The organism is Nesterenkonia flava (genome assembly GCF_031432335.1).
In the GTDB taxonomy this organism is placed as follows: domain Bacteria; phylum Actinomycetota; class Actinomycetes; order Actinomycetales; family Micrococcaceae; genus Nesterenkonia; species Nesterenkonia flava.
This window is the reverse complement of record NZ_JAVKGT010000019.1, coordinates 25,710-48,281: the sequence shown is the minus strand read 5'-3', so window position 1 is coordinate 48,281 and position 22,572 is coordinate 25,710. Positions and strand designations below refer to the sequence as shown.

The window sequence follows — 22,572 nt, the reverse complement described above, 5'->3', positions numbered from 1 at the left end:
ATTAGCACTGGCTTAGTTGTACCTGGCAGAGAACGGTGCATAGTGATCCGTTCTCACCGGCGCCAACAGCAACTCAATCGGGACCGCCCTTGCTGCGGTCCCCACAAGCACCTTGACGTCATCAGGAGCGTTCTTATGAGCACAGCAACACACGCACGGCGAGGGGTCAGCGCACTCACCGCCGTTGCGCTCTGCGGCTTCCTCGCCGCACCCCAGGCACAGGCCAGCACTCTGCCGCCTGTCCCCGTGGACCTCCCCGCCGCTGTTCAGGACGTGGCCTCCACCTCTCTGAGCTGGGGTGTGCGGGAGAGCTTCCGTAACTACATCCAGGGGCCGATCGCCCGGGGCCAGTGGACCACCGAAGGCGTGACCGAGTCTGGCGGCGCCTTCACCTGGGCCTCCGCCACCGGCTCGGCCGACCCTGAGGAGTCCACCGGATCGGTCTCCTACACCGGAGCAGTACACTTCACCGGGCACGAGGGCCACTTTGAGGCCGGGGAGCCCGCTCTTTCCGTGGAGTTGAGCAACCCCACCGTCGAATGGAGCGGGACCTCCGGAACCCTCTACCTCGATGTGGAGTCCGTGGACTTGGACCAGAACTCCATCAGTTACACGCAGGTAGATTTCGCTGACCTGGAGTTCAGCAACGGTTTCACCGTGGCCGACGACACCCTCACCGGCACCGCAGAGGCACATCTCACCGCCGCAGGGGCAGAGGCCTTCGCCGGCTTCTATAACGCCGGCGAGGCACTGGACCCCGTGAGCATCAGCGTGGCCCTACTGCCGGCACAGGACGCCGAGCCGGAGCCCACACCGACTGAGACCCCCACGGAGACTCCGGACCCCAGCGACACCCCGGAGCCCACCGAGACGGCGTCGCCCACCACGGCTCCGACACCGTCACCGACTGCCACCCAGACCCCCACGCAGAGCGCAACCCCCTCGGCGACGGCAACACCCTCGGCATCACCGAGCGCCACGGCTACCCCTCGTGCCTCGGCATCGGCCACCCCCACGCCGGTGTTCGTCTCCAGCCCGACCTCCTCCCCGGAGACCTCCGCAGATGAGACAGACCCGGCACCTGTCTCCGCAGCCGAGGACGAGCTTGAGGAGACCTACACCGAGACGGTCTGCACTGCGTACGAGATCAGCGGCGGAACCCTCAGCTGGGGCCTGCGCGAGTCCTTCCGCAGCTACATCCAGGGCGGCATCGCCCGTGGTGACTGGACGCTCAACGGCATCAGCTACTCCGGCGGCGCCTACCAGTGGGGCGGCGGCACCGGCAGCTTCAACACCGAGAACGGCACCGGCGCTGCCTCCTTCGGCGGCGGCGTGCACTTCACCGGACACAACGGCGTACTGGACTTCCACATGTCTAACCCCCGCATTGAGGTCACCGGCCCGAATTCGGCGGTCCTCTACGTGGACGCCGTCTCCGATGACATGGATGGCGTGACCCACAACCTGCCTGGAGTCGCCTTCGCCACCATCTCCGGTCCCATCTCCACCTCCGGCGGCACAGTCTCCGCCTCGGGCGCTGCCGTGAACCTGACCGCGGAAGGTGCGGTGGCCTTCGCCGGCTTCTACGAGGCCGGTGAGCCGCTGGACCCCATCAGCTTCACCCTCCCCCTGGGCGCTGAGACCAACTGCGAAGAGATCACCTACGACGCCGACGGCAACGTGGTCTCCTCCACCGGCGGCTCCGGAGGAACTGTCGCCGGGGGTGCCGGCACCGGTCTGGGCACCGGCGGCGCATCCCTGGCCGCCACCGGCACCACGGTGACCGCCTTCGGCATTGCCAGCCTGGTGCTGGTACTGCTCGGGCTGGCGCTGATGGCCGCTCGCCGCAAGCAGGCCTAAGAGCCGGAAGCGGCACCGTCCGCGCACTGACCGACGGCGGAGCATGGGCACCCGGCCCCACCGGGCGCAGCCCGTGCTCCGCCGTCGTCGTCCCCTGACCCTCACCGCACGCACATGAAGGAACCGTCCCCATGGACACCCACCACAAGCTTCTTGCCGCAGCAGCCGCACTCTCACTGCTGGTCACCGGCTGCGGGCTGAACAGCGACTCCAGCCCCACCTCCACCGACGACGACGCCAGCTCCTCCCCGGCTGCGAACGGCAGCTCCGAGGACTCACCAGGAGACGACACGCAGGAGGAAGGCAGCGATTCAGCCGCGCCCTCGGAGAACTGGCCGGATCCTGCCGACGCCTCCCTGCTCACCGGGCCGGCGAGCGCAGCGGAAATCCCGGATGTTGAACCGCTGCCCGGAGAGCCGGACCCGCAGTTCCCGGTGACCATCACCGATGACCGCGGGCAGGAGGTCACCATTGACTCTGCCGATAGGATCCTGGCCCTGGACATCTACGGAACCCTCAGCGACATCACCCTGGGCCTGGGCCTGGGAGACCGGCTGGTGGGGCGCACCGTCTCCGATGAGAACCCCTCCATGGAGCACCTGCCCAATGTCACGGTCTCCGGGCACACGCTCAACGCCGAGGCCATCATGGAACTTCAGCCGGACCTCATCCTTCACGACACCACGCTGGGGCCCCGGGAGGTGCTTGAACAGCTGGAATCCTCCGGCATTACGGTGGTGCAGATCACCCCCGACCGTGAGCTCGACGGCGTCGATGACCTCATGCGTGACGTCGCCGCCTCCCTTGGCGTCCCTGAGCGCGGTGAGGAGCTCGTCTCGCAGTTCGAGACCGAATGGGACGAGGCTCAGGCCTACATCGAACACCTGGGCTCAGACACCGAGGTTCCGCCGTCGGCCGCCGTGCTGTACGTGCGCGGCAACGCTGGAGTGTTCTTCATCATGAGTGAGGACAACGGGGTGAATGACCTGCTCGGGAACCTCGGCCTGGCAGATGCTGCCACCGAAGCCGGCATCACCGGCCTGCAACCAGCCAATGCGGAAGCACTCGCCGACCTGAACCCGGACCTCATCTTTGTCATGACTAAGGGGCTCGAGTCCACCGGCGGCCTTGAGGGATTGCTCGCACGACCAGGGGTCGCACAGACCACCGCCGGGCAGAACCAGCGGGTGATCGATGCCCCGGACTCCCAGCTGCTGTCCTTCGGGCCGCGGTCGCCCCAGGCCTTGACCGCTCTGGCGGAGGCCGTCTACTTGGAGCCCCACGCCGCTGACGGGACCCAGTGACCATGCTGCAGCGCTCACCACACGCACGGGCAAGAAGACACTCGGGCTGGCGTCGTCGTGCTGTGGTCACCGGCGTCCTGCTCGCGGGGCTGGTGACCACCGTGCTGGTCTCTGCGCAATGGGGTCAGTTCACCACCAGCACCGCAGACGTCCTGGGCAGCCTGGAACGCGCCGTGACCGGGAACTGGGGGCCTGAGACACAGCTGGTGGACGCGACGCTGTGGAACATCAGGTTCCCGCGGATCGTGCTGGCCTGCATTGTGGGTGCCTGTCTGGGCATCGGCGGTGCACTCATGCAGGGAGTCTTCGGCAACCCGCTGGCCGAACCCGGGGTAATCGGTGTGACCTCAGGTGCGGCGGTGGGGGCCTGCGCCGCCATCGTCTTCGGCACCGGCACGGGACTTCAGGTGCCGGCTGCCGCATTCGCCGGCGGGCTGCTGGTCTCCGCGCTGGTCTACGCGCTCTCCCGCTCCGGACGCCGTTCCATGGTGCTGACCCTGGTACTCACCGGCATTGCGATCAACGCTGTGGCCGGTGCGCTCATCAGCTTCTTCACCTTCCTCGCGGACACCACCAGCCGTGAAACCATCATCTTCTGGCAGATGGGCTCCCTCAACGGGGCCACCTGGCACGCAGTCGCCCTCACGGGCAGCATCGGCGGGGTGGGCGTGTTCTGCGCCCTGCTGCTGTGGCGCAGGCTAGACGTCCTGGCCCTGGGCGAAAGCGCAGCACGCCACACCGGGGTCCACGTAGAGCGGCTGCGTGGTCTGGTGATTGTGCTGGTGGCCCTGACCTCGGCGGCCGCGGTGGCGTTTGCCGGACTCATCGGATTCATCGGACTAGTGGTCCCCCATGCCCTGCGTCTGGTGCTGGGGCCCTCCCACGCGGCACTGCTGCCGCTCTCGGCTCTGGGCGGAGCCGTGCTGCTGTCTGTCGCGGACGTCGTCGCACGCAATGTGGTGCCCTACGCTGACCTTCCTATCGGTATCTTCACCGCCCTGGTGGGAGGGCCGGTGTTCTTTGTGCTGCTGCGCACCACGCTTAAACGTCAGGGGGTGCTGTGATGACCCAGACTCTCGGCAGCGCCGTCTCCGAAGTCCGGAGGGAAGAACCCGTGCTGAGCGCCACTGACCTGAGGTTCTCCATCACCGGTCGGCAGATCCTCCGGGGCATCACTGCGGCCTTCCGCCCCGGGGAGCTGTCCGTGATCATCGGTCCCAACGGGGCAGGAAAATCCACGCTCATGTCGCTGCTGACTGCGGACGCCAGGCCAGACTCAGGAGAGGCCATGCTGTTCGGCCGGCCGGTGCGGCGCTACTCCCCCAAACAGGCCGCCCGGCTGCGCGCGGTGATGGGGCAGCACACCGCGGTGTCCTTCCCGTTCCTCGCCGAAGACGTCGTCGCCATGGGGCGGACTCCCTGGCGCGGCACCCCGGAGGCCGACCATGACGAAGCCGCCGTGGCCACCGCTGCAGAGGACTCTGACGTGCAGCACCTGATGGACCGCCCGGTCACCGTGCTCTCCGGGGGTGAACGACAGCGCGTGGCCCTGGCACGAGTGCTGGCGCAGCGACCGGTCTCTCCTCTGCCGCACCGACCGCCGGTCCTGCTGCTGGACGAACCCATCTCCGCCCTCGACATCAGACATCAGGAAAGGTGCCTGCGGCTGCTGCGGCGACTGGCAGACGAGGGCGCGTGCGTCGTCGTCGTGCTTCATGACCTGGACGCCGCAGCCGCCTATGCCGACCAGCTTCTGGTGCTGGAGGCCGGCGCCGTCGTGGCGGCGGGCCCTCCGCACCAGGTCTGCACTCCTGAACTGCTCAGCGAGGTCTATCGCACCCCCATCACAGTGATGACCGACGACGACGGGCGGGTGCTCCGCGTGGGCCCGTCACGGTGAGACTGCCGCCCAGGCGCGTTAGGCTTGGAGGCATGACCACACCTGCCTCACGTGTATCTGACCGGATTGCTTCGATCGCTGAGTCCGCCACCATGAAGGTGGACGCCAAGGCGAAGGCGCTCAAGGCCGCAGGTGAGGACGTGATCGGCTTCGGGGCCGGCGAGCCTGACTTCCCCACCCCGGAGCACGTGGTGTCCGCCGCGGTCGAGGCCGCCCAGGATCCCAAGAATCACAAGTACACCCCCGCCGCCGGTCTGCCCGCTCTGCGCCAGGCCATCGCGGAGAAGACCGGCCGCGACTCCGGCTACTCTGTGGAGGCCTCCCAGGTGCTGGTGACCAATGGCGGTAAGCAGGCCGTCTACGCCTCCCTGGCCGCGCTGGTCAACCGCGGCGATGAGGTCATCCTGCCAGCCCCCTACTGGACCACCTACCCGGAGGCCATCAAGCTCGCAGGCGGCACCCCTGTGGAAGTCTTCGCCGGCGTCGAGCAGGGTTTCAAGGTCACGGTGGATCAGCTGGAGGCCGCCCGCACCGAGGCCAGCAAGGTGCTCATGTTCGTCTCCCCCTCGAACCCCACCGGCGCCGTCTACTCTCCCGAGGAGACCTACGCCATCGGCCGCTGGGCCGCTGAGCACGGGCTGTGGGTCATCACCGATGAGATCTACGAGAAGCTCACCTACGACGACGTCCCCTTCACCTCCATCGCCTCCCTGCCCGAGCTGGCCGACCAGGTGGTCATCCTCTCCGGTGTGGCCAAGACCTATGCCATGACCGGCTGGCGCGTGGGATGGATGGTGGGCCCCGCCGACGTCATCAAGGCCGCCTCCACGCTGCAGACCCATCTGACCTCCAACGTGGCCAATGTCTCCCAGGCCGCGGCGCTGGCCGCCATCACCGGTCCCACCGAACCCGTGGAGGCCATGCGCGAGGCCTTCGACCGGCGGCGCAGGCTCATGGTGGACGCGCTGAACTCCGTGGCCGGATTCCACTGCCCCACCCCGGAGGGCGCGTTCTACGCCTACGTGGACGTGCGCGAGGCCCTGAACAAGGACTACGACGGCGTCACGCCCACCACATCCTCCGAACTCGCCGAGCTAATCCTGGAGAAGGCGAAGGTTGCCGTGGTGCCCGGTGAGGCCTTCGGTCCCAGCGGCTACCTGCGCCTGTCCTACGCCCTGGGCGACGAGGATCTGGTCCGCGGCATCGATCGGATCCGCGATCTGCTGGGCTCCAAGAGCGCCTAAGTTCAGCGACCTGAAGGCCACAGCACTGTCTGCGGCGCCGGCAGGTGCATAGACTAGGAACGATGAACGTCCTGCCGATGACGTCAGGCTCGTGAACACGAGAATGAAGGGAATGAGCTGCATATGCGCATCGGACTGCTGACCTCCGGCGGTGACTGCCCCGGCCTGAACGCCGTGATCCGCTCCGCCGTGCTGCACGGCGTGAAGAGCTTCGGCGACGAGTTCGTCGGCTTCAAAGCCGGTTGGCGAGGCCTTATCGAAGCCGACTACACGGAGCTGACCCGCCACGACGTGCGCGGCATCGCCCGTGAAGGTGGCACCATCCTGGGCACCTCACGCACCCACCCGTACAACCACCCCAATGGTGGCCCCGAGAATATGGCCAAGCAGCTCAAGCGCCACGACGTCGATGCCGTCATCGCCATCGGCGGCGAGGGCACCCTGGCCGGGGCGAAGCGGCTGGCCGATGACGGCATCCCCGTGGTGGGCGTGCCCAAGACCATCGACAACGACCTGAAGGCCACTGACTACACCTTCGGCTTCGACACCGCGATCTCCATCGCCACCGATGCGATGGACCGACTGCGCACCACCGGCGAGTCCCACCACCGCTGCATGGTGGCAGAAGTGATGGGACGCCACGTCGGCTGGATCGCTCTTCACTCCGGGATGGCCGCGGGCGCCCACGCCATCCTGATTCCCGAGCAGCGCGTGGACATCGACCAGGTCTGCGAATGGGTGGAGCAGGTGCACTCCCGCGGCCGCTCGCCCCTCGTCGTCGTCGCCGAGGGATTCATTCCCGAGGGCGCCGAAGAGGCCCTGGCAGGCAAGGGCCAGGAAGCCGACGGGCGTCCGCGCCTGGGCGGCATCGGTGAGTGGATCACCGCTCAGATCGAGGAGCGCACCGGCATCGAAACCCGTAACACCACGCTGGGGCACATCCAGCGCGGCGGCAACCCCACCGGATATGACCGCGTGCTGGCCACCCGATTCGGCATCAAGGCCCTGGATCTGGTGCACGAAGGCGCTTGGGGCCACATGGCCTCCCTGCGCGGCACCGAGATTGTCACGGTGGATCTCTCGGAGGCTCTGGACGGGCTGAAGGAAGTCCCGGCCGAGCGCTATGAAGAGGCGAAGATCCTCTTCGGCCGCTGATCCCGCAACCGGCAGCTGTACAGACGAAGGCCCGCCTCCCTCATGGGGACGGCGGGCCTTCGTCGTGTCACCTCACCGTTGCTTAGGCAATGTGAGTCATCCTCACCCACGAACAGGCGGCATACAGCCGCTGAGGTGACCTCAAGTGCGGAATCAACGATTCGCGGCAGCGCCGGCGGGAGTGTGAAGCGGCCTCAGCGCCGCAAGGACAAGGCCTGGTGGGTCAGCGCGGACGGCCGCGCAGGAAGTCGCCCTGCGGGCGGCCCACGGTCTGACCGGCGTCGGGACGCACAATCAGTTCCTGGGCGGCGGCGTAGAAGCTCGGACCGGAGGATTCCCCCTGCTCGTCCGTGGCCTGGGTGCTGCGATCACGGACCACCAGCTGGGCGGTGGGGTCCACTTTCCGCTTCACCAGCGCGAGCGCGATGGGGCCCATCTCGTGATGGCGGGCCACGGAGGTGACGGTACCGACGGCGCGCTCAGCCTCCATCGCCTCGGGGTCGGCCCCGTCCTTGGGGGCGATGACCTCCGCACCGGGAACCGGGAGCGTATGTTCGGATCCGTCCAGGTGCAGAAACACGAGCCGTCGGGGCGGATGTCCGAGGTTATGCACCCGCGCCACCGTCTCCTGGCCCTTGTAGCAGCCCTTGCTCAGGTGCACAGCGGTTCGGATGAGGTCCAATTCGTGCGGGATGGCCTTCTCATCCACCTCCGTGGCCAGACGGGGACGCCAGGCGGCCACGCGCAGCGCCTCGGCGGCGAAGGTGCCGGCTATGCTCCAGCCCTGGGTGCCGAGCTGCTCGACGACGTCGACGAGCCTGTCCCTCTGCACCAGCGTCAGATGCCAGCTGTAGTCGGCTCCGGGGTGCTCCTCATCGGGGACTGCCGCGTAGGAGGCTGCCCCCGGTGCCAGGCGTGGCCAGGGGTCCTGCCAACGCGCGGGCACCTGGCCGGGCAGGTCTTCGGGAAGTGCTGCGGCAGACCCCAGCACGGCGTAGTCGGCAGTGCGATCAGCGATCTCTACACGCAGCATGAACTTCATGGAGTCCAGCCAGCGCGCAAGCTCGGGGCCGTGGGAGGCCTCTGTGATGAGCCAGGCGGTCTCGCCGTCGTCAGTGATGGCAGGCGCCTGCTCGATGCGGCCGGAGATGTCCAGCAGCAGAAGCTCGGTGGAGTCCCCCGGAGCCAGGTCGGCAACCTGCTGGGAGGACAGGGTGGTCAGCCAGGAGAGCCGGTCCGGGCCGCTGACTGTCACCACGGCGCGGTGGGAGAGGTCCACCACTGCACGGCCCTGCTCGAGGGCGCGCTGCTCAGCGGTGAGATTGCCGTAGTGCGCCGCCACCCCGGCGTCGCTGCCGGAGGCGGGCACGGCACCATCGCGCCGCAGCAGGGGCGAGAGACGAGGCTCTGCGGGTTCGCTCACGTCGGAGACGGAATCCCTCAGCGCTGGCCCTTGTAGAGGCGGGAGAGCACCACAAAGGCAATCCAGCCGATGATGATGGTCACGGTCACCAGCAGGCCGATGAAGAAAATCTCCAGCGCGAGAATCTGTGCTTCACTCATGCCGGACAGTCTAACGCGTGTGGCTTGCAGCACGCGTGCCTGTTGCGATCAGAAGTCCTTGAGCCGGCTGCCTCAGGCGGGTCACACGAACAGCAGTCGTTCGGTGAAGTAGACCAAGGCCCCCATGGAGGCCACGGGAGCGGCCCCGACGGCCATGCCGGAGAGCACCGAGCCCGGGGCGCCGTGCTGGACGAGGAATCGGCGGAAGCAAGCCAGCAGCACACCGGCGGCAACTCCGAGCACGCCGGCGAACAGGAGCGTGAGCTCGCCCCAGAGGATCGCGATCGTCAGAGCGGCGGCGGTGGAGACCACTACGGTCGCCGGGAGCACAATCGCTTCACGCAGCGGCAGACACGCCACCAGAGAGCCGGCAAACAGCGCTGAGGCTGCCAGAGCCACCACCGAGAGCTCACCGCCCGGGCCGGTCACGTTCAGCACCGTCCAGTCCTCGTAGTGCAGCAGTCCTCGCACATGCAGCAGCCCCAGGACGTCACCCCCATTGGTGCCGGCAAGCTCTGCGGGGTAACGAAGACCGGCCACCCACCCGGCGGCCGTCGTCGTGATCACTACACCGGTGCACGCACCCAGGGTGGATTCCAGGCGGTGCGGCCGGCCCGTGCCCCGCAGCACTTGGATGACGAAGACCGTCATCACGCCGAAAGCCAGCGCCACCGAGGACCAGAAAAAGAGGTTCTCCGTCTTCGCCACCAGAGCCGCGCCGACGGCGGCGATGACTCCAGCGGCCAGGATCACCATGGACAGCGACTTGCGCGCCGTGACGCCCATCAGCTGCGGCCAGCCCACCGCCACCACCACGCACAGGGCGCAGACCGCGACGGTGAGCGCAGCAGTGCCCGCCCAGGAGAGGGCGGCAATCAGCAGCGGGGCGGCGAGCGCCATGAGGGCGACCGGGAAATACTTCATCGGAGTCCATCCTGCCAGAGGGCGCTGAGCGTCGTGGCTATACTCTTCAACGGATCACTCAAACACCATTTCGCATAGCGGAAAAGAATACGGTTGTGACAAGCCTCGCCCCCGGGTGTTCGGCTAGGGGTGATCCGGGCGTACGGCTAGACTTCAGGGCACGCGAGATTGAGGGAGGGATACCGATGGCTCAGGTGCTGCTGCTCTCTGATGCCCCCGAGGACGCCCTGCCCTCACTCGAGCTGCTCAACCACCGCATCCGCCAGTTCCCCGCCGAAGCCTCGAGCATCGTGCGCGCTCCCAATGCGGATATCACGCTCATCGATGCGCGCAGCAACCTGGCCCATGCTCGCTCCTTGTGCCAACTGGTGAAATCTTCGATGCTCTCGCCCGTCATTGTGGTGGTGACCGAGGCCGGACTCCCCACACTGAACGAGTCCTGGCAGGCCGATGACTTTGTCCTCGCCGAAGCGAGCCCCGGAGAGGTTGATGCCCGCATCCGCATGGCGGCAGTAGAGACCGAGGCAGAAGCGCCCGCCGGGGAGATCCGCGCCGGGGCCATCGTCATCGACGAGACCACCTACATGGCCACCATCAACGGCAAGCTTCTGAACCTCACCTACAAAGAGTTCGAGCTGCTCAAGCACCTGGCCCTGCACCCCGGCCAGGTCTTCACCCGCGACCGCCTTCTGCACGACGTGTGGGGCTATGACTACTTCGGCGGCACCCGCACCGTGGACGTCCACATCCGCCGCCTGCGCGCCAAGCTCGGCTCCGATCACGAGTCACTCATCGGCACGGTGCGCAACGTGGGCTACCGCTTGGTGGTCAGCGGCACCGAGAACACTGAATCCAGCGACGACATCGACGCCGCCTGAATCCGTCACGCCGCGCTCGATCGACACCCCACCCTCTCCACACCGGGGACCCAAGCAGTAGGCTGAGCCCATGGCTGCCCCGAACCTTCAGGTTGAGCAACTGACCGATGGCGTCTCCGCTGAGATCGTCACCGCGCTGGAGACGCTTGCCGACGTCGCGCAGAAGACCGACGGCGCCCCACCCTTCTCCGAGCAGACGCTCGTAGAGCTGCACCAGGCCGCGCGGCTCACCGCCGAACAGGAGGATGCGCCCTCCCCCGTCGCCCTGGTGCTGGCCTGGATCACGGGTGAGGAGGAGCCCGAACTTGCCGGGGCCGGCGTCGTCGTCCTGGGATCTCGAGAGTCGGACCCGGAGAATCCCCGCGGTGAGACTGAGCCTGATGTGTTGGAGCTGGTGGTCCATCCCGAGCACCGCCGACGCGGTGTTGCCACTGCGTTGGCTGAATCTCTGAGTGCGACGCTTCTGTCCCCCGACTCCGGCGGGGTCTACCGCGCCTGGGCCCATGGCGGACACGAGGGCGGCCCCGCTCTGGCGCAGCGCTTCGACTGGACCCCGGCTCGCGAGCTGTGGCGCATGCGCCTGGAGAACTCGGTGGAGCTGCCTGAGCGGCTTCTGCCCGAAGGCGTGCGGATCCGTAGCTTTGTGCCCGGCGAGGACAATGAGGCGTGGTTGCACGCCAATGCGGCTGCCTTTGCCGACCACCCGGAGCAAGGGCGACTGACGGAGGAAGATCTACAGGCCAGGATCGACGCCGACTGGTTCAGTGCCGAGGGTTTCCTGCTGGCCGAGGACACTGAGACCGGTGAGCTGCTGGGCTATCACTGGACCAAGATCCCGCCCGCGGAAGCCGGCGAGGAGCGCCTGGGCGAGGTCTACGTGGTGGGCGTTACCCCTGCCGCTCAGGGCCGGGGGCTCGGGGCCGCTCTGACGCTGGCGGGGCTGAAGCATCTGCGGGAGAAGGGCGTCGATGCGATCATCCTCTACGTCGACGCCTCTAACACTCCGGCCGCCCAGCTGTACAAGAAGCTCGGCTTCACGGTGTGGGATGTGGATACCCAGTACGAGCCGCTGATCACCTCGACTGCAGAGCCTTCCTGACTCACTGGTATCTTTCAGACGTGAATTCCTCGCAGACCACGAGCCCCGCGACGATGCGACATGTTCCCCGCCGCGCCAGCGAGACACTTTCCGATGACGGCATCGAGGCCGAGGTTCTGGCGGCCGGTGCGCTCGTGTGGCGTCTACACCAGGGAAACCTTCAGGTCCTGGTCATCCACCGCCCCCGCTACGACGACTGGTCCTTCCCCAAGGGCAAGCTCGACGACGGCGAGACCCTACCCGAATGCGCCATCCGGGAGGTGGCCGAAGAGGTCCAGCTCAAGATCCGGCTCGGCGCCCCGCTGCCGATCACCCGCTATGACGTCATCAAGACCGTCAGGGGCGAACGAGTCTCCGTACCCAAGGAGGTCTGGTACTGGGCAGCCGAGGTCCTCGACGGCAAGCCGACCCCCGACGGGGAGGAGACGGACGAGACCCGCTGGGTGACCCCGGACCAGGCGCGCGAGATGCTGAGCCAGCCCGGAGATCTGGAGCCTCTGGCGGAACTGGAGAGGCTGCACGAGGAGCGCAAACTCGCCACCGTGCCGTTCGTGGTGCTGCGCCACGCCAAGGCTAAGCCGCGCTCGTCCTGGTCCAAGGCCGAGTCTGAGCGCCCCCTGGCTGCCACGGGCAAGCGGCAGGCCAAGGCGGTGGAGCGACTCATCACCGCCTGGCGCCCCCGGCACCTGGACTGCAGCCCGTGGAAGCGCTGCCAGGAGACCCTGGCTCCGTATGTGAAGCAGCATCGGCACAAGATCAAGTACCGCAAGTCACTCACGGAGAAGCGCGCGAAGGAGGCGCCAGGCAGGACTGCCGGCCGCACGCGCAAGACCCTGGACCTGCTGCAGCCCGCACTGGTGTGCACCCACCGGCCCGTGCTGCCGATCGTCCTGACCGAGCTGCGGGGACGGATCCCTTACGAGCAGGTCAGCGCCGCTCTGCCCGCCGCCGACCCCTACCTGAAGCCGGGCGCCGTCGTCGTCGCGCATCGGGCCGTGGACCGGGGCGGAGAGGTCATCGCTTTGGAGCTCTACGAACCTTTCGACGACTGAGTAGGTTCCGGGGTGCGCACATGTCGCGCCGCCTCTGGGCGAACTCACCCACGTCCTCATGCCTGAAGCTGCTCCGGGGGCGGGAAACCCGGTCACGTCCGGCCGGTGGCCCGCGCGCCCGCTCACACCAGCACCGTCCGCTCACACCAAGCACCAAAGTGTCGGATATGCGGCGCCTTAACCGGCGAGGTCCGCGAGAAGGCACCGTGAATCCGACATTGTTTCGTGGCGACGCCGGCACTCGGCAACGCGCGCCGCAGGGGTCCGGATCTCCAGACTGCCGGGCTAGACTGGCTGGCGATGAGTGAGACCATACCCACCCCGTATGAGGACCTGCTCGCCGATGTGCTGAACACCGGCGCCCAGAAGTCTGATCGCACCGGAACCGGCACCCGCAGCGTGTTCGGCCGTCAGATCCGCTTTGACCTCTCCGAGTCCTTCCCGCTGATCACCACCAAGCGGGTGCACTTCAAATCCGTGGCGCTGGAGCTGCTGTGGTTCTTGCGCGGGGACTCCAACGCCCGCTGGTTGCAGGAGCGCGGGGTGCGGATCTGGAACGAGTGGGCTGATGAGAATGGCGAGCTCGGCCCTATCTACGGTGTCCAGTGGCGCTCCTGGCCCACCCCTGAGGGCACCAGCCTCGACCAGATCTCCCAGCTGATCCAGCAGCTGAAGGACAACCCTGACTCCCGGCGTCACGTGGTCTCCGCGTGGAATCCCGGACAGATCGAGCAGATGGCGCTGCCGCCCTGCCACATCCTGTTCCAGTTCTACGTTGCCGAGGGCAAGCTCTCCTGCCAGCTCTACCAGCGCAGTGCTGACATGTTCCTAGGCGTGCCCTTCAACATCGCCTCCTACTCCCTGCTGACCCTGATGGTGGCCCAGCAGGTGGCCCTGGAACCGGGCGAGTTCATCTGGACGGGCGGCGACTGCCACATCTACGACAACCACGTGGAGCAGGTGCGCGAGCAGCTCTCCCGCGAGCCCTACCCCTACCCTCGGGTGCGCATTAACCGCACCCCGGAGTCGATCTTCGACTACGCGTTGGAGGACTTCGTGGTGCTGGACTATCAGCACCACCCCGCTATCAAAGCCCCCGTGGCGGTATAGCCCACCGCAGGAGGGAATCCCATGCCGACCGTTGGAATGATCTGGGCCCAGACGCCGGGGCGCGTCATCGGACGCGACGGTGCTATGCCCTGGCACGTGCCCGAGGACCTGGCTTACTTCAAGACCGTCACCCAGGGGGCGCCCGTCATCATGGGGCGCAAGACCTGGGAATCCCTGCCGGAGCGGTTCCGGCCGCTGCCGGGACGGGTCAATGTGGTGGTCACCCGGGACACCAGCAAGACGCTGCCGCTGGCGGAGGGGGGTGCGCTGACGGCGTCGTCGTTGGAGGATGCCCTATCACTGGCCGGTGAACACACCTACGACTCCCCTGCTGTGTGGATCATGGGCGGAGGGGCCATCTATTCCGAGGCGGTGGAGAAGGGGCTGGCGGAGATCGCTGCTGTGACCCAGATTGACCTGGACGTCGACGGCGACACCTTTGCTCCCCAGCTGGATCCCCAGGAGTGGACGCTCGTCTCGGCCATGCCCGAGCAGGGCTGGGAGACCTCTCAGAGCGGCACCCGGTACCGCTTTGAGACGTACCGGCGCATGCGCCCGGCACCGCATGCGCCGGCGTGACGAGTCCCTCTTCTGATCGCGCCCGCGGGGCAATCTCGTTACGCTGGTGTCTATGACTGCTGCTCCCGCTCTGACTTCCGCCCTGTCCTCCTCCGCCGGAACCCCCTCTGTGGGCCTGATCGGCTGGCGTGGCATGGTGGGTTCGGTTCTCATTCAGCGCATGCTGGATGAGGGCGACTTTGCGCACTTCAACCCCGTCTTCTTCTCCACCTCCAATGCCGGCGGCGCCGCCCCGGAGTTCGACGGTGTGCAGCTGGAGGAGACCACGCTTCAGGACGCCTACGACGTCGGCACCCTGGCCAAGCTGCCGGTGATTGTCACCGCCCAGGGTGGGGATTACACCAAGGCCGTTTACGGCAAGCTGCGGGAGGCCGGGTGGAAGGGCCTGTGGATTGACGCCGCCTCCACCCTGCGCATGGAGGACAGCTCCATCATTGTGCTGGACCCCATTAACCGCGACGTGATCGACGCCGGCCTGGCAGCCGGGGTGAACGAATTTGTGGGCGGAAACTGCACCGTCTCCTGCATGCTCATGGGCCTTGGCGGCCTCTTCAAGCAGGACCTCGTCGAGTGGGGCACGGCAATGACCTACCAGGCCGCCTCCGGCGGCGGCGCCAAGCACATGCGCGAGCTGCTGACCCAGTTCGGGGATCTGCACAGCACCGTGGCTGAGGAGCTGGCCGACCCGGCAGCAGCCATCCTGGAGATCGACCGCAAGGTGCTGGCTTCCCAGCGCGGCGAGCTCGACGCCTCGCAGTTCGGTGTGCCGCTGGCCGGCTCTTTGATCCCCTGGATTGACGCCGACCTGGGCAACGGCGTGGCCAAGGAGGAGTGGAAGGCCGGTGTGGAGACCAATAAGATCCTCGGCCGCGGCGAGAACGTGGCCCCCGGCGTGGTCTCCAAGGGCGGGAAAATCCCGTTCGACTCGCTGTGCGTGCGCATCGGCGCGCTGCGCTCCCACTCCCAGGCGCTGACCCTGAAGCTGCGCGAGGACATTCCCGTGCCGGAGATCGAGAAGATCGTCGCCGAGGGCACTGAGTGGGCCAAGGTGGTCCCCAACGAGAAGCAGCCGACCATGGACCAGCTCACGCCCGTAGCCGCCACCGGTGGCCTGGAGATCCCCGTAGGCCGCATCCGCAAGCTGGAGATGGGCCCCGAGTACATCAGCGCCTTCACGGTGGGCGACCAGCTGCTCTGGGGCGCGGCCGAGCCGCTGCGCCGTATGCTGCAGGTCGTGCTGGGGCGACTGTAGCCCTGGGGGTCAGGACCGGCCGGGCCTCAGAATGCTGCGAGCTCCTGCCGCAGGGCGTCGCGTTCCTTGCGGTCCAGCGCTACGGCCGCCAAAGTAGGCGCCGATCCGATAAGCAGCTTGGTGTAAGGGTGCTGAGGGGAGTTGATCACCTCACGGGTAGTTCCCTGTTCCACCAGGTCACCACGGTAGAGCACCAAAGTCCGGTCCGTCATACCGGCTACGGAACCCAGATCGTGGGAAATGAAGAGCAAAGAAATACCCCGTTGCCGCAGTTTCTCCAGCAGCTGAAGCACCTGCACTCGGTTCGCTGAATCCAGAGCGCTCACCGGCTCATCCAGAATAAGAAGTTTGGGCTCGAGGATGAGGCCCCGGGCAACGGCAACACGTTGACGCTGTCCTCCAGAGAGTTCTGCAGGATATCGGTCCAGCAGCTCAGGTGCGAGGTTGACATCAATGGCAAGCTCCTCGGTCTTTCGCCGGATCTCCTTGCGCGAGAACCGTCCCTGAATATGCAGGGGCTCAGCCAGGGATCGGCCCAGTGTCAATTCCGGGTCGAGGCTACGAAGGGGGTCCTGAAAGACATACTGGAGGGACCCCTTCCTCCGGAATATATTCCACTCCTTGACGCTGAACCCACTCAGTCTCTGCCCGTCAAAGGTGATCTGCCCGTGGGAGGGTTTCACGAGTCCCAGCAGCGTGCGTGCAATGGTGGATTTCCCTGATCCACTTTCTCCGATGAGTCCCACCGATTCCCCAAGGCGAAGGGAGAAGCTCGCGTTGGTGATGATCTGCCGGCGGGAACGAAGGGAACCGAGGTGAACATCAAGCTGTTCGACCTCCAGCAGGCGCTCTTTGGTGTTATTCATCCTGCGCTCCTTTCCGCAGCCAGAAAGCGGTCAAGCCCATACACCTGGTGCTCACTGACCAACAGCCGGGTGTACTCATGGGCAGGCTCAAACAGCACCTGGCGGGTGCTGCCCTGGTCGATGATCTGTCCATGACGCATGACAAGGATCCGGTCACAAAGTCTTCCGACCACGGCCAGATCATGAGAAACAACCACCAGAGCCACCCCTGTCTTTTCCTTCAGCTCCTCGAGCAGGTCAAGAATCTCGGCCTGCACCGTCACATCCAGCGCCGTGGTGGCCTCATCCGCGATGAGAACCTCCGGCTCCAGGGCCAGTGCTCCGGCGATGAGAATTCGTTGCAGCATTCCACCGGAGAGTTCATAGGAGTAGCGCTGGTATAAGTCAGCAGGGTCAGCCAGATGCACGGAGGCAAAGAGATCCAGGACGCGTTCCTTGGCCTCTCCTCGCTTCAGGCCTCGCCGGACCCGGAGCGGCTCCGCAATCTGTGGACCTACCCGGATGGAGGGATTCAGATATGACCCGGGGTCCTGAAATACCGCCCCCACCCGGACACCCCGGATGCTGAGCCATCCTTTGGCCGAAAGGTTTCGGAGGTCCTGCCCTAAGACTTCAGCTGTTCCTTCCGTGATATCGAAGCCGCGGGGAAGAATCCCCAAGATGGAACGGCAGGTGATCGACTTTCCGCTTCCCGACTCTCCGACGATGCCCAGCACCTCACCTCGTCGGAGCGAAGCGGTGAAACCATGGACGATATGCTCACCGGTCATCCTGTTCGCAATCGTGACCTCGCGATAATCGAGGAGCCTCTCATCAGAGTTCATCGCAGATTGACCTCCCCCGCCTTGACGCTCTTCTGCACAGTGGAGGGAACCGCTTTGCCTCGCGTGGCCAGGCGCTGGCCCGATTCCCCGGAAACATCCCTGATGCCATCGGCCAAGGCATTAAGAGCCCATACAGTGGCCATGATCAAGGCGATGGGAAAGAAGGGGGCGTAGGGGCGGAAATGCAGATATCCCAGGTCTGAGGCCAGTACGCCTCCCCATGTAGGTTCCGGAGGCTGGACGCCGATACCGATAAAGGTCAGGCTGGCAATCACCACCAGACCAGCCCCCATCGTATTGGCCAGTGCCACCCCCAGCGCAGGTAGCACCTTCCCCCAGATGTGGTGACGCACCACCCACCAGGTGGACGCTCCGCTGAGTACCGCCGCCTCCACATACTGCGAACTGACTGCTTCCAGCGCTGCTGCCCGGGCAACACGGTAGAACACCGGAGAGACAAGCAGTCCGACGGCGATCATAGCCTGGTGCACTCCGTTACCGAGCAGGGCGGTCATCGCTACTGCGACCACAAGGAAGGGCAGAGCGATCAATGTGTCGATCACCCGAAGGGTCACCCACTCGAAAACACGTCCCAGATAGACCGAAAGAATTCCTGGAAGAGCCCCGAGCACCAGCGCGATGACCGCCACTTCCACCGCTCCCAGGACACTAATGGTGGACCCGGTCAGGATCCTGCTCAGGACATCACGGCCCATATAGTCCGTTCCCAACCAGTGCTCCGCGGAAGGATGCGCCAGGATATTGGGGCTGCGTTCGAGGGGCTCGAAAGGTGCCACCACTGGGCCGATGATGGCCAGCCCCAGCACCAGCAGCAGGAAGGCACCCGCTATCCGCACACTCCATAGCGCCAAGAGATTCCGCAGCATACCCTCAGACTCCTCTCTGCGAGGCGGGAACCAGGCGATTGAGGATGATATTCACCAAGACGTTGAAGACCACCACGAGCACCACTGCTACCACCAGCACTCCTTGGACAGCCGGGACATCCCCCCGAAGGGCCGATTCACTGGCGAAGAGGCCATAGCCGGCCAGACCGAAGATCGCCTCGGTCACCACTGCTCCGCCCAGCAGATTGGGGAACTTCATACCCAGAATGGCGATGGAGGGGCTTGCCCCGTTGCGCAGCACATGGACGAAGAATGTGCGGCGCGGGCTCAGCCCCCGGACCAGTGCCCCGGTGGCATAGTTCTGCCGCTGAGAGGAGACCAGCCCCGTGCGAAGCTGCCGGGCGACGTCGGCAATAGTGTCGAAGCTCAGCGCCAATGCTGGCAGGATCAGATAGCTCAACCAGGGTCCGAGACCTGCGCTGAGGGGGACGTAGCCTGCTGCGGGGAGCCAACCCAGGCCCACGGCGAAAATGGCCACTAGCCCGATCCCCACCACGAAGGGTGGCATGGTGGAGATCATCGTGGTGAAAGCAGTGATGCCACGATCCACCCATGTTCTTTGCAGCGCGGCGGCCAGGGCCCCCAGAAGAAAGCCGAAGACCACTCCGATGAGGAGGGCCAGACCTGCCGCTGACATGCTGACGATGGCACGCCCCCAGAGCAGGTCCGAGACTCCCTGGTTGTTGTACCAGCTTGTTCCCAGATCACCGGTGAGCAGAGAGCCAAACCAGTCTGCGTACTGCACGAGGAAGGGCCGGTCCAGCCCCCATTCGCTCTCCAGCTGGGCAGCCAGGTCCGGGGTCGCGGATTCTCCCAGCTGGACATAAGCGGGACTCAATCCGCTGAGATGTCCCAGCAGGAAGGTGAGGAACGTTCCGAGCAGAAATACAGGGAGGAAGACGCCTGCTACTCGGCCGATGCCGTATAAAAACCGTTTCGTCCGCAGTGCTGCCACGGAACCCCGGGCATCTTTCCTCCCGCTCCGCAGGGGACGGTGTGTTGGCTCTTGGCGCTTGGGGGGTGCTTTCTCCACAGTGGCCGTAGACATGAATGGTCAGTCCTCGATGGTGACGCCGGTCCAGTGAATCTGCCCTGGGACCTGTGGCAGTTCAGAGACGCCCACTTTTCCGAAGATATTGGGCAGGCTGTAGGTGAAGATGGTGGGGCTGTTGAGCGCTCCCGCCTCTGTTGCGGCGTGGAGGTTGTCCACATAGTCGGGGGAATCCAGCGGCGTCTCGCGTGCCACCGCCACGGCTTCGAAGAACTCATCGTTCTCGTATTCTCCCGCCAGGTTCAGAGGGCCGTCAGGGCCGAAGTGAGCTGTCAGTGTCTGCACCGGGGATTCCCGTCCTGTAGTGGAGTAGGTAGAAATGGGAAGCTCCTTGCTGAAGAAGGGCTGCTCCCAGTTGGTGGTCACCTGCAGATTCAGGATGATCCCCACATCAGCAAACTGTGACTGAACGATTTCATTGACCGGCTCGTCATCGCGCACCACGAAATCCACCACAATGTCTCCCTCCTCGTATCCGGCGTCCGCCAGGACCTCTCGGGCAAGCTCAGGATCATAAGGCCATGGATCCTCGAGTTCCGGACTCCAGGCGAGATAGTCCTCGGGGAAGGGTTGTGCGGTCACGCTGCCGTAACCGAAGGTGATGGAGTCAACGAACTCCTGCCGGTCAACGGCATGACGGGCCGCCTCCAGCACAGCCGGGTCATCGAACGGCTCCAGATTGTGGTTGATGGCGATGTTCGCCGCATTGAACCCGGGGTGAGTCACCACTTCCACCTCGGTGCCTTCAGCCGCCTGCGCCTGTTGCGGGGGGAGGTCTGCAAAGTTATAGGTCCCGGTCTGCAGGGCGGGCACCACGGACGCCGTGTCGATACCCCAATGGATTTCCACTCTGTCGATGTGAATTTCGTCCGCATTCCAGTAGTCAGGGTTCTTCTGGAAGTAGGCATGGGAATCCGGCACGATTTCCAAGGGAGTGAAGGGGCCAGCGCCGACAGGGAACTGCTCAAGATCCTCGGGGTCTGCTGCCGGTGAGGTGATGAGTGCCACCCGGCGCCCCAGAAGGAGGGGAACCTGATGATCCACCTGGGTGAGGTGGAAGGTCACCTCCAGCTCGCTGTCTGCGGTGATGTGATCGATGGAGTCCAAATCATTGGCCAGAGCAGAGTCTTCCTGCCCAATAGCTCGTTCTACGTAGAGCTTCACGGCCTCTGCGTCGACAGGTTCTCCATCCTGAAAGGTGAGGTCTTTCCGCAGAGTGAAGGTGACGGCGTCCCCAGCCTCGTTGTACTCCCAGCTTTCAGCCAGCCCTGGCTGGGCCTCACCGTTCTCATCGATTTCAGTGAGAGAGGCATAGGCCAGGGAAAGCTGGTTGAACTGGAATCCACTTCCCTGCACGATAGGGTCCCAGCTCCAGGGAGAGACCCTCGGGGCCCAGCTCAGTACCTGTTCCCCTCCATCTGCTCCCCCCTGGCCTCCGGCATCTGCGCCGCAGGAACTCACCAGCAGAGCTGCACTGAGCACGGTCACAGCCCCGACTCTCCAGGGCTTACGGTCACGAGATGTTGTGAACATCATTTCTCCTCTTGTCTGTGCGCAATGAAGCGATCAGTGCACTAGGTGCCGGTGGGGACGGCTTCCCGCTGCAGGTGCCGGTTGGCGATGAAGGGGAGACCGAGATGCTCCCGCAGAGTGCTTCCCTCGTATTCCGCACGGAAGAGACCACGCTCCTGCAGGAGAGGAACGACCTCCTCGGTGAATCGGGCAAACTGGCTCAGAGTTCGGATATGGATGTTGTAACCATCCACAGCTCCCGCCTCGAACCATTCCTGAAGCGTGCTGGCCACGGTCTCTGCACTGCCCACGAAGGGCGAGGGCTGCGGCGCAGTGAACCGCTCCACTGTTTCCCGGAGAGTCAGGCCCCCTTCCCGGGCGGTTGTCTTGATCTGGTCCGCGCGGGTCTTCCAGTCACGGTCACCCAGGTCTCCCAGGTCAGGAAATGGCGCATCGAGGTCATACTGGTTGAAATCGTGCCATCCGAAAGGACGACCGAAGAGTTTGACGGCCCTGGTGAAGTCAGCGTCCTGGTCCTGGAAATACTGTTCGATCTCGCGGGCGTGCTCATCGCTGTCACCGACAATGACTTTGATGCCCGGAGTGATAAGCACATGATCAGGGTTCCGGCCTGCTTTCTCGGCCCGCGCCTTAATGTCCCGGGAGAAGGCGATGCCAGCTTCGATAGTGGGCTGGTGCGTGAAAACGCCTTCAGCAATGGCTCCAGCCAGATTGCGCCCGTACTCCGAATCACCGGCCTGGAAGATGACCGGCTGGCCCTGGGGAGAGCGTGAGATGTTCAACGGCCCCTCCACGGTGAAGTACTTGCCGCGGTGCTCCACCGGATGCAGCTTCTCGACGTCGACAAAGGTCCCGGTCTCCACATCACGCGGGAAAGCCTCGTCTTCATAGCTGTCCCAGAGCTTCTGCACCAGCTGGACATGCTCCAGAGCCCGGCCATAGCGATCTTCATACTCCAGATGCTGGCCACGCCCGAACAGCTTGGCAGTTCCCCCGTCGCCAGTGGCCACCACGTTCCATCCTGCGCGGCCGCCACTGATGAGATCGATGGAGGCGAGGCGGCGTGCGACATGGAACGGCTCCTCATAGGAGGTGGAGATCGTTGCGACTAGGCCGATATTCCGGGTCTGCACCGCCAGCGCTCCCAGCAGAGTGAACGGCTCCAGACGGTTCAGGTAATGCGGGGGCGAGTCGGGGGTGATGTAGAGACTGTCCACCACAAAAAGGTGGTCAAACTTTCCCCGCTCAGCCAGCTGAGCCTGCCGGAGGTAGTACTCAATGTTGATACTGGCGTTTCCGGGGATCTCTTGCTCTTTCCACGCACCGTGTTCCCCGGGACCTCCTGCTCCACCGAGCACGGCACCCAGTCGGATCTTCCGTGACTGTGACATCTTCATCTCCTTGTTCTTCATCACCTCTCGCTGCGGATTCGCAGGGGTGAATCACCTAGGCACAGTCTCAGTATGAACA

21 protein-coding genes are annotated in these 22,572 nt (G+C 65.3%); 12 read left to right on the top strand and 9 right to left on the bottom strand.

Annotated elements, in window-relative coordinates; genetic code table 11:
* The first annotated feature begins 135 nt into the window (after positions 1-135).
* The 6 genes from RH857_RS08465 to RH857_RS08440 all read left to right on the top strand — a co-directional run bounded on the left by RH857_RS08465 (position 136) and on the right by RH857_RS08440 (position 7,463).
* The gene (locus RH857_RS08465; protein ID WP_310537542.1) at positions 136-1,860 is read left to right on the top strand and encodes an HtaA domain-containing protein; all 1,725 of its coding nucleotides are present in this window, start codon (positions 136-138) and stop codon (positions 1,858-1,860) included.
* 131 nt (positions 1,861-1,991) lie between these two features.
* Positions 1,992-3,164, top strand: a complete 1,173-nt coding sequence (locus RH857_RS08460) for a heme/hemin ABC transporter substrate-binding protein (RefSeq protein ID WP_310537541.1) — start codon at positions 1,992-1,994, stop codon at positions 3,162-3,164.
* 2 nt (positions 3,165-3,166) lie between these two features.
* On the top strand, positions 3,167-4,228 hold the full coding sequence (locus RH857_RS08455; protein WP_310537540.1) for a FecCD family ABC transporter permease: 1,062 nt from the start codon (positions 3,167-3,169) through the stop codon (positions 4,226-4,228).
* Positions 4,228-5,064: a heme ABC transporter ATP-binding protein gene (locus RH857_RS08450; RefSeq protein WP_310537539.1), complete on the top strand. Its 837-nt coding sequence runs from the start codon at positions 4,228-4,230 to the stop codon at positions 5,062-5,064. The genes RH857_RS08455 and RH857_RS08450 overlap by 1 nt, the downstream gene beginning before the upstream one ends.
* 32 nt (positions 5,065-5,096) lie before the next feature.
* Positions 5,097-6,308 carry a pyridoxal phosphate-dependent aminotransferase gene (locus RH857_RS08445; RefSeq protein ID WP_310537538.1) on the top strand — a complete coding sequence of 404 codons (1,212 nt, stop codon included), beginning with the start codon at positions 5,097-5,099 and terminating at the stop codon, positions 6,306-6,308.
* A 123-nt stretch (positions 6,309-6,431) separates the two neighbouring features.
* Positions 6,432-7,463 (top strand): 6-phosphofructokinase, encoded by a 1,032-nt coding sequence (locus RH857_RS08440; protein WP_310537537.1) that lies wholly within the window; start codon positions 6,432-6,434, stop codon positions 7,461-7,463.
* Between the two features lie 223 nt (positions 7,464-7,686).
* Here RH857_RS08440 and ygfZ read toward each other — a convergent pair whose 3' ends face one another.
* From ygfZ to RH857_RS08425, 3 genes are all read right to left on the bottom strand, one after another.
* Positions 7,687-8,886 (bottom strand): CAF17-like 4Fe-4S cluster assembly/insertion protein YgfZ, encoded by a 1,200-nt coding sequence (ygfZ, locus tag RH857_RS08435; protein ID WP_310537536.1) that lies wholly within the window; start codon positions 8,884-8,886, stop codon positions 7,687-7,689.
* A gap of 17 nt (positions 8,887-8,903) precedes the next feature.
* Positions 8,904-9,026 (bottom strand): hypothetical protein, encoded by a 123-nt coding sequence (locus RH857_RS08430; protein ID WP_310537535.1) that lies wholly within the window; start codon positions 9,024-9,026, stop codon positions 8,904-8,906.
* An 81-nt stretch (positions 9,027-9,107) separates the two neighbouring features.
* The gene (locus RH857_RS08425; protein ID WP_310537534.1) at positions 9,108-9,950 is read right to left on the bottom strand and encodes a hypothetical protein; all 843 of its coding nucleotides are present in this window, start codon (positions 9,948-9,950) and stop codon (positions 9,108-9,110) included.
* Between the two features lie 185 nt (positions 9,951-10,135).
* Between RH857_RS08425 and RH857_RS08420 the strand changes: the two genes are divergently transcribed.
* From RH857_RS08420 to asd, 6 genes are all read left to right on the top strand, one after another.
* Positions 10,136-10,828, top strand: a complete 693-nt coding sequence (locus RH857_RS08420) for a response regulator transcription factor (RefSeq protein WP_310537533.1) — start codon at positions 10,136-10,138, stop codon at positions 10,826-10,828.
* Between the two features lie 70 nt (positions 10,829-10,898).
* A complete protein-coding gene (mshD, locus tag RH857_RS08415) occupies positions 10,899-11,927 on the top strand; it encodes a mycothiol synthase (RefSeq protein ID WP_310537532.1) in 1,029 nt (342 codons plus the stop codon).
* Positions 11,928-11,947: 20 nt separating this feature from the next.
* Positions 11,948-12,979, top strand: a complete 1,032-nt coding sequence (locus RH857_RS08410; protein ID WP_310537531.1) for an NUDIX hydrolase — start codon at positions 11,948-11,950, stop codon at positions 12,977-12,979.
* A gap of 300 nt (positions 12,980-13,279) precedes the next feature.
* Positions 13,280-14,089, top strand: a complete 810-nt coding sequence (locus tag RH857_RS08405) for a thymidylate synthase (RefSeq protein WP_310537530.1) — start codon at positions 13,280-13,282, stop codon at positions 14,087-14,089.
* 21 nt (positions 14,090-14,110) lie between these two features.
* Positions 14,111-14,668, top strand: a complete 558-nt coding sequence (locus RH857_RS08400; RefSeq protein ID WP_310537529.1) for a dihydrofolate reductase — start codon at positions 14,111-14,113, stop codon at positions 14,666-14,668.
* A gap of 52 nt (positions 14,669-14,720) precedes the next feature.
* A complete protein-coding gene (gene asd, locus RH857_RS08395) occupies positions 14,721-15,920 on the top strand; it encodes an aspartate-semialdehyde dehydrogenase (RefSeq protein WP_310537528.1) in 1,200 nt (399 codons plus the stop codon).
* A 26-nt stretch (positions 15,921-15,946) separates the two neighbouring features.
* Here the strand turns inward: asd and RH857_RS08390 are convergent, their stop codons facing one another.
* From RH857_RS08390 to RH857_RS08365, 6 genes are all read right to left on the bottom strand, one after another.
* On the bottom strand, positions 15,947-16,786 hold the full coding sequence (locus RH857_RS08390) for an ABC transporter ATP-binding protein (protein WP_310537527.1): 840 nt from the start codon (positions 16,784-16,786) through the stop codon (positions 15,947-15,949).
* Entirely contained in the window at positions 16,783-17,610 is an 828-nt protein-coding gene (locus RH857_RS08385) for an ABC transporter ATP-binding protein (protein WP_310537526.1), read from the bottom strand. Before RH857_RS08385 ends, RH857_RS08390 begins: the two co-directional genes overlap by 4 nt.
* Positions 17,607-18,497 (bottom strand): ABC transporter permease, encoded by an 891-nt coding sequence (locus RH857_RS08380; RefSeq protein WP_310537525.1) that lies wholly within the window; start codon positions 18,495-18,497, stop codon positions 17,607-17,609. The genes RH857_RS08385 and RH857_RS08380 overlap by 4 nt, the downstream gene beginning before the upstream one ends.
* Positions 18,498-18,501: 4 nt before the next feature.
* Positions 18,502-19,473 carry an ABC transporter permease gene (locus RH857_RS08375; RefSeq protein WP_310537524.1) on the bottom strand — a complete coding sequence of 324 codons (972 nt, stop codon included), beginning with the start codon at positions 19,471-19,473 and terminating at the stop codon, positions 18,502-18,504.
* 99 nt (positions 19,474-19,572) lie between these two features.
* On the bottom strand, positions 19,573-21,102 hold the full coding sequence (locus RH857_RS08370; RefSeq protein ID WP_310537523.1) for an ABC transporter substrate-binding protein: 1,530 nt from the start codon (positions 21,100-21,102) through the stop codon (positions 19,573-19,575).
* 41 nt (positions 21,103-21,143) lie between these two features.
* The gene (locus tag RH857_RS08365) at positions 21,144-22,493 is read right to left on the bottom strand and encodes an LLM class flavin-dependent oxidoreductase (RefSeq protein WP_310537522.1); all 1,350 of its coding nucleotides are present in this window, start codon (positions 22,491-22,493) and stop codon (positions 21,144-21,146) included.
* Positions 22,494-22,572 lie beyond the last annotated feature (79 nt).